The sequence below is a fragment of the Candidatus Eisenbacteria bacterium genome (genome assembly GCA_016867495.1).
GTDB lineage: Bacteria > Eisenbacteria > RBG-16-71-46 > CAIMUX01 > VGJL01 > VGJL01.
Genome location: VGJL01000017.1, coordinates 16,647 through 29,373 on the forward strand (window position 1 = coordinate 16,647; position 12,727 = coordinate 29,373).

Sequence of the window (12,727 nt, forward strand, 5' to 3'; positions counted from 1 at the left end):
CGCGTGCCGGCCCGGGAGCAAGGAAGGATATTCCGTACGTCCTAAGCTATTGCTTCTTCGAGCCGCTCTCGGGGGCGCTCCCAGCCAGGCCTTTCTCGAGCGCAACGGCCATCGACTCCATCTCAGCGCCCCCGAACCCGAGCTCGCGTGCGCGCCGCGAGGCGGCGGCGAGGCAGCGGTCGCGCAGGCGGGACCGATGGGCCATGTGGGCTACGCTCTGGAGAAGCCTCCCGTTCGTCCCCTGCTTCTCGAGGATGCCGCAGATCCAGCTCTTCCACTCCTCGACCCGGCCGGCGGCGGCCGCGAAGTTGTAGGTCTCCCATGCGGCCGCCCCCGCGGTCGTCGCGGCAGGAAAGCGATCGAGGACCATCCTCCAATAGCCTTCGCTTCTTCCCGGATCCTTCCGCGCATGCGTGAAGTAGCGCGAGAGCAGGGTCAGGGAGCGCTCCACATACCGCTGCGTGTTGAATGGGTCAAGGTCGATGACTCGCTGCAGGAGCGAATCGGCCTGCGCGTCCAGCCCCCGATTCAATCTGCGCTCGAGAACAGAGTAGAGCAGCGGCAGGGAGTCGGCATGCGCCGCGAGGCCTTCTTCCATCCCGGCCAGACGATCGACGCCGTCCCTCAGAGGCACCGCGCTGTCGAAAAACGGCTGCTTCCCGTGGTAGCCCGCGACGCGATCGACTTCCACCCCATCGGGACGCACGAAGATCACCGAGGGAAGACCGGTCACGGGGAATCGGGACTGCAGCGCGCCGGCATCGGGGCCCGTCGTGTCGATGCGGATCGCGATCATCCCCTCGGCCAGGCCTTCGCCCTCCTGCGTGTTCCACACCTGCTCGTCCAGATCGGAGCACGCGCCGCAATGGCCAGAGTAGGTGTCGATGAGAAGCATCTTTCCGCTTCGCGAGGCCTCGGCGAGGGCCTCCTCGAGCTTCAGATCGCTCCACTGCACGCCCGCGGCCGCGGGCCGGGCGCAGGGGAGCGCCCCGCAGGCGATGACGAAGACGATGACGGCTCCAGCGAGAAACGATCTTCCCTTCATACTCTCCATCCGTCCAGCCCCCGGTTGTGGCTCCTCACTGTCTCGTCGGCAGACCGCCGGGAGCGTTGCTCGGGCGCCGATCGAGGGGCGGGATCTTCGGCGCCTTTCTTCGCAGCCTCCTCGTGATCTCGACGAATCCCCTCGCAAGCTGCGTGTCGCGGCCCGCCGCGTGCTCCTGGGGAGCCATCTCGACCTCGATGTCGGGGTCGGTGCCGTAGTTCTCCACGCCCCAGCCCACGTCCTCGAACCAGAACGCGAACTCGGGCTGCGAGGTGAAAGTCCCATCGACGAGCGAGTGCCGGGGCCAGATGCCGACCACACCTCCCCAGGTCCTCTTCCCGATCAGCGGCCCGAGCTTGTAGAGCTTGAAGGCGTGGCTGAAGATGTCGCCGTCGGATCCCGCGTACTCGTTGGTCAGCGCGACCATGGGTCCCATCGGAGCGTCCGTCGGATACGGCTCCGGCTCGCCCCACCTGCTCGCGTCATACCCGATCCTGCGGAGCAGCAGCTTTGTCAAGAGAAGCTGCGAAACGTGCCCGCCGCCGTTCCACCGGACATCGACGATCAGGCCCTCCCGATCGACCTCGCTCTGGTAGTAGCGGTGGAACTCCGAGAAACCGCCGCCCCCCATGTCGGGGATGTGGATGTACCCGATCCTGCCCTTCGACTCCGCGTGCACCCAAGCCCTCTTTCGCTCGACCCAGTCGCGGTAGCGTAGCGCGGACTCGTCGCGCAGCGCCCGGACCGTGATCGTGCGGATCTGCCCCGCCCCGCCGCCCGCCTTCTCGTCCTTCCGGGCGCCGCGGGCGCGGCTGCCCTTCGAGCGAACGGTGAGCCGAACGTCCTGGCCGGCCATGTTGACGAGGCGCTCATACGGAGAGACTTCGCGATTCACCGGACGCCCGCCGACTGCGAGGATCTCGTCGCCGGGCGAGAGACAGAGCCCCGGGGCGGCCAGAGGGGAGCCTCTCTTCTCGTCCCACGAGTCCCCGCGAGGGATTCTCGCGATACTCCATACGCCGCGTCGCTCGTCCAGCTCGAGATCGGCCCCGAGAATCCCCTGGAACCAGCTCGGCTCGGGACGATAGTCCCCGCCCATCTCGTAGCAGTGCGATGTCCCGAGTTCGCCCTGCATCTCCCAGAGAAGGTCCGAGAACTCCGAGCGACTCGCCGCTCGATCGACGAGGGGCAGGTAGCGGTCGTGCACGCCCTTCCAATCAATGCCCGACATCTCGGGCGTCCAGAACTGATCGCGCTGGAGCCGCCACGCTTCGCGGAACATCTGCCGCCACTCTTCGCCCGGGACGACCGATACGCGGACACGGTCCATGTCGAGCCACCCGGACTCGCGGCCCGGGGCATCGTTGCCGGACTTCTGCTCCGTCTTGAAGCCGATCGGAACGGCGCGCACTCTGTTCCCCGACCGGATGCCGAGGGTCTTCCCGTCAAGCGAGAGCGTGAAGTCGGTCATCCTCTCGTGGACGGCCTCCGTCTTCATCGCATCGAGATCGTAGGCTTCCAGCCGACCCTTCGCGGGAGGCTCGCCCATCTCGAGCCAGCTCTGGTCCAGGACCCCTTCGATCGGATAGGAAGAGAAGAGGACGCGGGAGTGCCCGCCGAGGACTTTCCCGTATCTCGCCTCGGGAACCGGGAAGGCGACGACGCGATCCTCGATCCCCTCCAGGTCGATCGCGATCGGCGCGGGCGCCTCTCCTTCCCGGCCCCTCTTCTTCCCGCCCTCCTTGCGGGGATCCTGCGGAGCCGGCGCGCCGGGGGCGCGTGGGAGGGCAGCCGCCAGGGAGAATGGTGAGGAAAGATCGCGGCGAAGCGTCAGGAGACAAGGCAGACTCCCCTTCGGGAATCCGTAGTCGAAGTACTGGCCGTCGGGAACAGGATCGAAAACCCGCCACGAGATGAAGTACAGGAACCTGCCCCCGGGATCGAAGGCGGGCCGTCCGTCTCTGAATCCGGGACGCGTGATCGCTGTCACCTTTCCCGTTGCGATCTCCAGAAGGTGGATGCGACTGGTCCTGCGGGCATCGGGGAAGCCATAGGCGATCCAGCGACCGTCCGGGGCCCAGCTGACGCCATCGATCCGCCCATGTGCGCTCCTCTCGACTATGTGCGATCTGCCGCTCATCAAGTCGATCAGGATCAGCTCCTGGCGCTGGTTCGTCAGCGCGACGCGGTCCGGCCCGGCCGGCGAGGGAACGAGATCGGTCGCCCGGCCGAAGTCGCCCGTCAGTCGCCTCGGCTTCTCGCCGCCATCCGCGGCCAGGACCACGAGCCCTTCCTCTCCCCCCTCGTCGCTCACGGCGACCGCGCGCCTGCCGTCCGAAAGCCACCTGCCCAGCCTGAGTCGCACTCCCTGGCCTCCTCCGAGGGCGCTGACGCCCCCTTCCCAGAGACCCATCGCGTGCAGCAGGCCGCGATGCACCGTCAGGACCGAGTGCCCCTTCGGATGGAGATCGACGCCCTCCAGGCAGCGCGCGGCGGGAACGAACTTGCGGTTGCGCTGCGGGCGCGGACTGGCCACGCGCACGTCGAGCTTCCGCGAGATTCCTCTCCTCGGATCGAAAATGTGCAAGTCGGCCCCGGCGTGATAGACAATCCTGCGTCCATCGGTCGAGGGGAAGCGAACGTAGTAGTCCTCGTGGTCCGTCTGCCTGCGGAGGTCCCGCCCGGCGGGCGTGCAGGAGTAGAGATTGCCGTACCCCTCATGGTCCGAGAGGAAGTAGATTCGTGAGCCGATCCACATCGGACTGGCCACGTTCCCGGCGAGCCTGACGAGCTGAGAGAAGGAGCCGTCGCCACGGCGATCGATCCAGATCGTGCCCGCGGTGCCGCCCCGGTACCTCTTCCAGCGCGCCGGATCGCCCGAGTTCCTGCCGATGACGACGCCGCGGCCGTCTCGCTGGTAGGAGAGCGCCTTGGCGGGGCCGCAGCTCAGAGGGCGCAGGACGCCGCCGGCGGCGGGCACGCCATAGAGGTGGTAGTAGCCTCGAAAAGCCTGCCGCCAGTCGCTCGCAAGGATGACCTCGCTTCCGTCTGGGCTCCAGCCGACCGGATAGGTGTATCCCCCCAGCCAGGTCAATCTCCGGGCCGGACCGCCATCAAGATCGACCACGTAGACATCCAGAGGCCCCTCGTCCTTGCCGGTGAACGCGATCTTGGACCCGTCGGGAGAGAGAGTCGGGAAGGAGACGGAACCGGGATTCGATGTCAGACGGCGCGCGATTCCCCCCTCGCTCGACACCGTCCAGAGATCGTCCTCGCAGACGAAGACGACGGCATCGCCGTGGATGGTCGGATGACGGTAGTAGCCTGTCTGTGAGGGCATCCTCCACCTCCCCTGGTCTCGGCGGACTCGTTGCTCCCCATCGAGCGCATCAAGCGGCCCGCGCGCGTGAAGGCTGATCCTACACCAGCGGCGCGACCAGCCGCCAGATCGCTCTGGTCGCCCTCTATGCCATCGTGCTAGGCTGCATCGTGCCGCCGCGCCACATCGGACCTGCCGGGACCGTGCTCGCGCGCGGAAGAAGGGGGCCACGATGGACCGCCGGCCGCGACTCCCGATCGTTGCTCGATCCGCTCCAGCTATCTTGCTTCTCCTGCTTCTGGTTCTCGCGACCGCGGCGCGAGCCGCAACGGCTCCCGAGTTCGACCGGGCGACACGCTTGACGATGACGGGGGATCTCGCGGGAGCGGCGCGGGAGTACGAGTCCTTCCTGGCGCGCTCCCCTCAGGATCGACTCGCCCCGGTCGCGGCGATGGCTTCCGTCAATCTCCATCTGAGGAGCATCGGGGACACGATGGCGGCCGAGCGCTTGTGCGATCGGATCCTGAACGACTACCCGACCTGCCCCTATGCCCCGGAAGCGGCGCGACGGAAGGGCGAGATCGCGCAGGCGCGCGGGGACTGGAGCCGGGCGGGCAACGACTACGCCCTGGCGCTGGACGCCGCGTCGAAGATGCCTGGAGGCGGCGCGTCCGACACATGGATGAACGAGGTGGCGATCTCGGCCGCCGACGCCTTCTTCCGGGCGGGGGATCGGCCGAAGGTCGTCGAGACATACAACAAGGTCCTCTCCGGCTCGCCGTCCCCCGAGGTCGCCGCGATGGCGCTCTGCCGCCTCGGCGAGGCCTATGAAGAGACCGGAGAGATGGCGCGGGCCGCGGCGAGCTATGCCGAGGTCGTCCGGCGCCATCCGGCATCGACCGTCTTCGATCGCGCGGCGGCCAAGAGGCCGCTGATCGACGAGCACGCGAAGCTGGACTGGGGGCCGATCCTCGCCTACCAGGCCGGCTCGAGGATGATCGCGGCTCGCGACTATGACGGGGCGAGCAGAAACGCCGACAGCCTGCTCGCTCTCGCCCTCGAGCCCGCCCTCGCGGAATGTGTCGAGTATCGCAAGATCACTCTTGATACCCAGCGCTCGGGCGACTACACGGCGGGTTGCGGCAAGCTCCGCGAGTACATGGCCCGCCACCCCGACGGACAACGGACGGAACTGGCGAGGAGAACCCTCGAGCAGCAGTGGTCCCCGATCGCCGATCTCGAGGAGCAGGCGCGCAGAACGCCGACGGACGCCGCCGCGTATCGCAGGCTCGGAATGACCTGCGTTCAGGCCGGTCTGGGTTTGAAGGCCGTCGATGCCCTCGAGCGATCGGAGGCCCTGGAGCCGGAAAACCCGCAGACGCGCCTCTACCTCGGCTATGCCTACGCGACGGCCGGACGCAGGGAGGATGCGGTCAAGGCGTTCGACTTCTACCTCGGCAGGAATCCGAACGACACCAACGCCCTGAACCTGATCGGCTACAGCTACCTCGGCCTCGGGCAGCCGGATCAGGCGATCCGCTACTTCGAGCGTTACGCCCAGGTGCAGCCCGACGATCCGAACGCCCACGACAGCCTCGGGGAGGGATACCTCAACGCAGGAAGGCTCGAGGATGCGGCGCGGGAGTACGAGAAGGCCATCGCCCTCGATCCTTCCTTCGCCAACTCCTACTTCATGCTCGGCGACGTCTACCGCCGCATGGGAAAGGCGGATCCTGCGATCAAGGCGTACGAGGATTTCCTGAAGAACACGGCGACCGGTCCGCAGGCGGAGGAGGCCCGGACCGCTCTCAATGAACTGACCAAGCGATAGGCGCAACCCGGAGGGACCCACACATGAAGCTCAACCTCACCCGCAGGAGATTCCTGGCGCGAACGGCGGCGCTCGGCGCCGCCCTTGCATCCGCGGGACGGATGGGACGCGCCCTCTCGGCCGCCGGCCTCGACCTCTACCATCCGCCGCTCGATCTGGCAGTCGCTCGCGGCGAGTCGCCCGTGAAGAACTGCCTCGCCGCGGTGGAGGCGCTGGGGGGCTTCCACAAGTTCGTCCATCCCGGAGATCTGGTGGTCGTCAAGCCGAACCCGATCGGCGGTAACCCGCCCGAGATGGCGATCAACACCCACCCGGAAATGGTCGAGGCGGTCGTGCGCGAGTGCGTCGCCGCGGGCGCGGGCAGAGTCGTCGTCCTCAGCCACGACGAGCTTCGCTCCTTCGAGGGGAACGGGACTGCGGCCGCGGTCCGGCGCGCCGGCGGGACGATCAAAGCCGCGCAGGACAGGAGCGAGTACCGGGAGATCCCCGTGCCGCGGGGCAGGATCCTCCGCACCGTGGAGATCGCGGGCGATGTCCTCGACGCCGACGTCTTCATCAACATGCCGATCGCGAAGCATCATGCTGGATCGCGAGTGACGCTGGCGATGAAGAACCTCATGGGGATCAACTGGGATCGGATCACCTTCCATCGCACCGACCTGCATCAGTGCATCTCGGAGCTCGCGGGCGCCATCCGGCACAATCTGGTCATCATGGACGCGAATCACGTGCTCCTGAGCAACGGTCCCGCGGGCCCCGGAGAGGTGCTGAAGGCGCGGCAGGTGATCGCCGGGATCGACCCGGTCGCGGTCGATGCCTTCGCCGCGCGCTTCTTCAATCTGGATCCGTCAGCGATCGCGCACATCCAAGGGGCATACGATCTCGGCGTGGGCGAGATCGACATGGGGAAGCTCGCGATCAAGGAGTTCGACGCCTAGGCGAGGAGGATCGCATGTACAGAACGATTGCCGACTTCTTGACCGACTGGACCGAGGAGAGCAGCGGGACGCAGAAGATCCTGGACGCGTTGAGCGACGGATCCCTATCGCAGAAGGTGACCCAGGAGGGTCGCACGCTCGCACATCTCGCCTGGCACTTGACCCTGACCGTGGGCGAGATGATGCGCGACGCGGGCCTTCCCATCAGCCCTCTGGACGAGAAGGCGCCGGTTCCCGAGAAGGCGGGAGAGATCCAGGAGGCCTACCGCCGCGACGCCGCCGCGCTCTCAACGCACCTCCCCTCGAAGTGGACCGACGCGATGCTCGAGGACGAGATCTCCATGTACGGGCAGACCTGGAAGCGCCATCAGGTCCTCTCGGCCCTGATCATGCACCAGGCGCACCATCGCGGGCAGATGACGGTCGTCATGAGGCAGGCCGGCCTGCGGGTTCCCGGGATCTACGGCCCCTCCAAGGAAGAATGGGGCGCCTACAACATGCCCGCCCCGTGGTGAGCCGCCGCGGCCCGGCGAGGAGAGCGCAGCCGCGTAGCTGAGCCCGTCCCCTGGAACGAGACAGGCGAGACCGGGGGTCGTTCCTCGGGCATCGACCTTCCATAGAACGTCCCGGCCTTCCCGTGCGTCTAAGGAGTCGTCGGGATGCGGGGATGAAGCGGAGGTCGGAGCCCCTGCGCCCGCCGGAGCCATGTCAGGATCGACTCGGGAGGCTGCCATGTCATTGACCAGCAAGATGTTACTGGCTGTAGCCGGATGCGCGGTGCTGTTCCTGCTCGCCCCGCTCGCCTCCCTGGAAGTGCCGATGCACGCGGTCCAGATCCAGTTTCGGGGACCCGGCTGCGGACCCGGCGGCAGCGCCATCGAGATCCCCGTCCCGGGACCGCCGATCATGGGCTTCGGTCTGCTCCCGGAGTTCCTCAGCAAGGGGATGGAGATCGGCGACAGGGGCTGGGTGGCCATCATGCGGGCCGGGTGCAAGGCCGTGAACGCCGCGCAGGACCTGATCGTCCTCCGGGTCGGAGCGCCGCATTGGCCTGCCTCGTTCTGCCCGGGGCCAGGTTGCATGCCCCCAGGCTTCATGTCTCAGATCGATCCCCTCTCGCTTGTCGGCCGACTCGACATCGGCACTCCCACAGCCGTCGTCCCCGTGGTGATCCGGGGCATCATCGGTTCCCTCTAGCAAGGTAGAGATCGAGGGCGAGCAGCATGTGGGCCGCGCCGCTCGGGATCGTCTCCATCGAATGGACGAAGCAGCGGAGCGTGCGCTCGGCCAGCGCCGTGGCCTCGGAGTCGCCCGTCATCCGCGCAAGCCGGATCATCCCGCACGCGGCGAGGGAGTTGCCGGATGGGGCTCCCGAGTCCTCCGCATGCTTCGTGCGCGCGATCAGATCGCGACGCTCCTCGCCCGTGTCGAAGAAGCCCCCGCCGCCATCGTCCCAGAAGCGCTCCTTCATCGATCCAAGGACGCGGGACGCCTCCCTCAGCCAATCGGCGTTCCCCGAAGCCTCGTGAAGATCGATCAGGCCGACGAGCATGGCTGCGTGGTCGTCGAGGAAGGCGGGAACTCTGGCCGCGCCGCCCAGCCACATGTGCAGGAGATTGCCGTTCCCGTCGTTGAGTTCGCGCAGGAGGAAGCCGGCCGCCTTCTCGGCCGTCCGCAGGAAGTCAGGTTCCCCAAGCGCCCTTGAGCCGCGAGCGAATGCGGAGACGGCGAGCCCGTTCCAGTCGAGCAACACCTTCTCGTCCCGCGCCGGCTTCGGGCGCCGCTCTCGCGCCTGGTAGAGAGCGCGGCGCGCCTCCTCAAGCCGCCCGCGCACATCCGCCTCCGCGAGACCCGAGACGGCAGCGACCTCCTGGTCGGTCCTGACGCGGTGCACCACGCACCGGCCCTCGAAGTTGCCGACATCGTCGACGTCATAGGCCCTGGAGAAGAGATCCGCCGTCTCCGCATCCAGGACGGCGCCGATCTCCTCTGGGGTCCAGGTGTGAAAGATTCCTTCCCCCTCCGGGCTCTCCGCGTCCTGGCTGCAACAGAATCCCCCCTCGGGCAGCGTCATCTCGCGCGAGAGATAGTCGAGCGTCTCGCGCGCGACGCTCGCGAAGCCCTGATCGCCGGTGACCTCATGCGCGTCGAGGTAGGCGATCGCCAGCAGGGCGTTGTCGTAGAGCATCTTCTCGAAAAGGGGTATCAACCACCTCTCATCGGTCGAGTATCGATGGAACCCGCCCGCGAGATGATCGTAGATCCCTCCCGCCGCCATCGAGGCGAGCGTGACGCGAACCATGCGCAGGGCTTCGAGATCGCCGGTTCGATGGTGCTGACGCAGCAGGAGGCGAAGAGAGGCGCTCGAGGGGAACTTGGGCGCGCGCGTCCGCCGCCTTGGCGGATCAAAGCCGAACCTGGAAGTGTACCATGCGGTCCCCCCGCTCCGGAGCGGAATCGCGGCGACGACGCCTGGCGGGCGCGCGGGGAGATTCCCTCCTCCATCCGACTCCCCCGGACGGGTAGAATGGCGGAGTGAGGTCGGAACCCGAAGAACGATGCCGGCGAATCTGACACCGCAGTACCAGGCCGCGGAAGAGCGCTACCGCAAGGCCGAAACCCTCGAGGAGAAGATCGAGGCTCTTCGGGAGATGCTCGCCACGATCCCCAAGCACAAGGGGACCGAGAAGCTCCAAGCGGACATCAAGCGGAGACTCTCCAAGTCCCTCGAATTGCAGGAGCAGGGCCGCCGATCCGGAGGCCGCCGGCATGACCCCGGCCACATCCCCCGAGAGGGAGCCGGGCAGGTCGCCTTGCTCGGCCCGCCGAATTCGGGGAAGTCCTCCCTGCTCGCCGTCCTGACGAGCGCCCACCCCGAGATCGCCGACTATCCATTCACGACGAAGCTCCCGATGCCGGGGATGATGCACTTCGAGGACGTGCAGGTGCAGCTCGTCGACACCCCGCCGCTCTCCGCCGAGCCCTTCGATCCTCTGCTGGTCAACATCGGCCGCAACGCGGATGTTCTCGTCCTTATCCTCGATGCTGCGGACCCGGAGGCGCTAGAGCACGCGGCGGCGGCGCAGCGCTTTCTGACGCGCTCCCGCATCGTCCCGAAAGGACGCCCCGTGCCTGAGGAGCTTGGGATCGCCGCCCGCGTGATGCCGGTCCGCTTCGTCCTCAACAAGATCGATCTCGATTCCGATGAGGACGCGGCCGGCATGGTCCACGAGGCGATGGGGAGCGATCTTCCCATGCACAAGGTCTCGACAATCCGCGGAACGGGGATCGAGGACCTGCGCGCCGCGCTCTTCAAGGTTCTCGACGTGATCCGAGTCTACGCGAAGGAGCCGGGCAAGAAGCCCGACATGAACAGGCCGTTCGTCCTGAAGCGGGGCGCGAGCGTGATGGACCTCGCGGAGATCATCCACAAGGACTTCGTCCAGAAGTTCAAGTTCGCGAGAATCTGGGGTTCAGCGCGATTCGACGGCCAGCCCGTCGAGCGAGCCCACCCCCTCGAGGATCGGGACATAGTCGAGATCCATGCGTAGGTGCGGATGATGACTGCCGCCTCGACGATCGGCCCCCCAAGCGAGACGACCCCCGATTCCGCGCGCCCGCGAGGGGCCGCCGGCGTCGCGCTCGGTCCACGCGGCCCCTGGCTTCTCATCGCGGCCCTCGCTGTCCTCGACTTCCTGGTCCGGCTGCCGGTCGCGCTCCGTCCGATCGAGTTCATTGACGGTCTCGTGCTGCCCGACGACGCCTACATCTCCCTGACTCTCGCGAGGAACATCGCCCGCGGGCTGGGCCCCCTTTACGGCCTCGATCCGACCAACGGGTTTCAGCCCCTCTTCGTCTTCCTCATGGTCCCCTTCTACTGGATTCATCCCGTGAACCCCGAGTCCCCCGTGCACGCCGCCCTCGTGATGCTCTCGGTGTTCGACGCGGCGACCCTGGCCGTCCTCTGCATCCTCGCGATGAGGATCGTTCCCTCGCGCGCGGCGCCGCTCTTCCTTGCCGCGGCGTGGATCTTCAATCCCTATGCGATCCGGCAGAGCGTGAACGGCCTCGAGACCGCGGTCGCGGTCTGTTTCAGCGCGGGATCCCTCTTGGCCCTCGAGAGGCTGCTGGCGGCCGAGGGCCGCCGCGCCCGGGATCGAGCGGCCCTCTTGCTCGGGCTCATGGGCGGCCTGGCTGCCCTGGCGAGGATCGACTGCGTTCTGCTTCTTCTGACGGCCGGGGCGGTCCTCCTCCGGAGATCCGCCGGCGCGGGACGCACGGGAGACGCCTTGAGACCCATCCTGCTCGCCGCGGGGATCGCGATCCTCGTCAATCTTCCCTGGTGGGGATACGCCCTTCACCACACCGGGGAGATCTTCCCCGTGAGCGGCAAAGCCGTCCGGCACATGTCGCTTGCCAACGTCGACCACGCGCCGACCATCGCCAACTTCTACTTGCCCAATCTCGCGAGGGCAGGACAGATCATCATGAACGGAAGCAGGATCGCGATCGCCGGACTGATCGTTCTTCTGCTCCTGGGCGGACTCCTGGGGGGACGCGCCGCCCTCTTGAGCTTGACGCGCCCCCTCGCGAGCCTGCTTCCCGCGCTTGTCTATGTGGTCGCGCTCTGTCTCGCCTACTCCCTCTTCATCTTCGCGCCCTGGTTCTTCGCCCGATACCTCTTCCCCGGCGCCATGCTCTTCGCCCTCGGCATCGGGATCGTCGCGGGCGCCTTCTGGTTGCGATTCGCCGCGGATCCACGGCGATGGGGGCTGCTCGGCGTCGTCCTGGCCTTCATCTTGATAGGCAACATCCTCCCGCCCTCGCTGCGCGAGCTGTACACATCGCGCGACACGATCGAGTCGGGTTACATGAACGTGGGTCTCTGGGCGCGCGAGCGCTTCCCGGACGGAACCAGAATCGGCAGCTCCCAGACCGGCGCGCTCGGCTACTTCGCAGACAACCTCGTCGTGATCAATCTGGACGGCGTCGTGAACCGGGCCTGCTACGAGTCCCTGGTCCAGAAGAGGAACATCGAGTACATCCGCGAGGCCGACATCGAATATGTCCTCGGGTGGGAAGTGAACATCGCCTTCATCCGCAAGGAGTCGCGCTCGTTCAGGTCCGATGATCTGATCCCTCTGGGAAGGATCGAGGACTTCGCCTCATGGCGGCATTCCTGGCTTCTCTACCGCGTGAACGACCGTCGCTGAGACGCCGAGCGGATCGATCCGCGACGCTGACGTCAGGCGACAAGGACGCGGCCGGCGTCCACCCGGACACGGCCCGCGGCGATCAGGCCGATCGCCTCCGGATAGAGCTCGCGCTCGGCCTCCTGCACCCTCTCGGCGAGCGTGTCGGGGGTGTCATCCAAGAGAACGGGGACGCGCCGCTGCGCAAGGATGGGGCCGTGGTCGTAGTCCGGATCGAGGAAGTGGACGGTGCAACCGCTCTCGGCATCCCCCGCGGCGAGCACGGCCTCATGGACATGATGCCCGTACATCCCCGTCCCCCCGTGCCTCGGCAGCAGCGCGGGGTGGATGTTCAGGGCGGCGTACCGATCGAGGAGCGCCGGCCCGATCTGGCTCATGAAT

General features: G+C 67.2%; 10 protein-coding genes. 6 read left to right on the top strand and 4 right to left on the bottom strand.

All coding sequences use genetic code 11. The features are described 5' to 3' along the window. Positions 1 to 46 precede the first annotated feature (46 nt). Entirely contained in the window at positions 47 to 1,054 is a 1,008-nt protein-coding gene (locus FJY88_03885; protein ID MBM3286479.1) for a hypothetical protein, read from the bottom strand. A 25-nt stretch (positions 1,055 to 1,079) separates the two neighbouring features. Continuing rightward, positions 1,080 to 4,385 (bottom strand): peptidase, encoded by a 3,306-nt coding sequence (locus tag FJY88_03890; protein ID MBM3286480.1) that lies wholly within the window; start codon positions 4,383 to 4,385, stop codon positions 1,080 to 1,082. Between the two features lie 211 nt (positions 4,386 to 4,596). Between FJY88_03890 and FJY88_03895 the strand changes: the two genes are divergently transcribed. The 4 genes from FJY88_03895 (at position 4,597) to FJY88_03910 (ending at position 8,330) form a co-directional block, all read left to right on the top strand. After that, positions 4,597 to 6,195, top strand: coding sequence for a tetratricopeptide repeat protein (locus tag FJY88_03895; GenBank protein MBM3286481.1), 1,599 nt, complete (start codon positions 4,597 to 4,599; stop codon positions 6,193 to 6,195). 23 nt (positions 6,196 to 6,218) lie between these two features. Further along, complete coding sequence (locus FJY88_03900; protein MBM3286482.1) at positions 6,219 to 7,133, top strand: DUF362 domain-containing protein; 915 nt, start codon at positions 6,219 to 6,221, stop codon at positions 7,131 to 7,133. A 14-nt stretch (positions 7,134 to 7,147) separates the two neighbouring features. Further along, positions 7,148 to 7,648, top strand: coding sequence for a hypothetical protein (locus FJY88_03905; protein MBM3286483.1), 501 nt, complete (start codon positions 7,148 to 7,150; stop codon positions 7,646 to 7,648). Between the two features lie 217 nt (positions 7,649 to 7,865). After that, complete coding sequence (locus FJY88_03910) at positions 7,866 to 8,330, top strand: hypothetical protein (GenBank protein ID MBM3286484.1); 465 nt, start codon at positions 7,866 to 7,868, stop codon at positions 8,328 to 8,330. On the opposite strand, the gene FJY88_03915 is transcribed toward FJY88_03910, so the two are convergent. After that, on the bottom strand, positions 8,314 to 9,435 hold the full coding sequence (locus tag FJY88_03915; GenBank protein MBM3286485.1) for a thioredoxin domain-containing protein: 1,122 nt from the start codon (positions 9,433 to 9,435) through the stop codon (positions 8,314 to 8,316). The two genes, FJY88_03910 and FJY88_03915, sit on opposite strands and share 17 nt — an antisense overlap. 256 nt (positions 9,436 to 9,691) lie before the next feature. Here FJY88_03915 and FJY88_03920 point away from each other — a divergent pair, with 256 nt between their 5' ends. After that, positions 9,692 to 10,684 carry a TGS domain-containing protein gene (locus FJY88_03920; GenBank protein MBM3286486.1) on the top strand — a complete coding sequence of 331 codons (993 nt, stop codon included), beginning with the start codon at positions 9,692 to 9,694 and terminating at the stop codon, positions 10,682 to 10,684. A 6-nt stretch (positions 10,685 to 10,690) separates the two neighbouring features. Beyond that, positions 10,691 to 12,346: a hypothetical protein gene (locus FJY88_03925; GenBank protein ID MBM3286487.1), complete on the top strand. Its 1,656-nt coding sequence runs from the start codon at positions 10,691 to 10,693 to the stop codon at positions 12,344 to 12,346. Between the two features lie 32 nt (positions 12,347 to 12,378). Here the strand turns inward: FJY88_03925 and FJY88_03930 are convergent. Continuing rightward, positions 12,379 to 12,727, bottom strand: a 349-nt coding sequence (locus FJY88_03930) for a phosphoribosylglycinamide formyltransferase (GenBank protein MBM3286488.1), incomplete at its 5' end; no start/stop codon positions are given.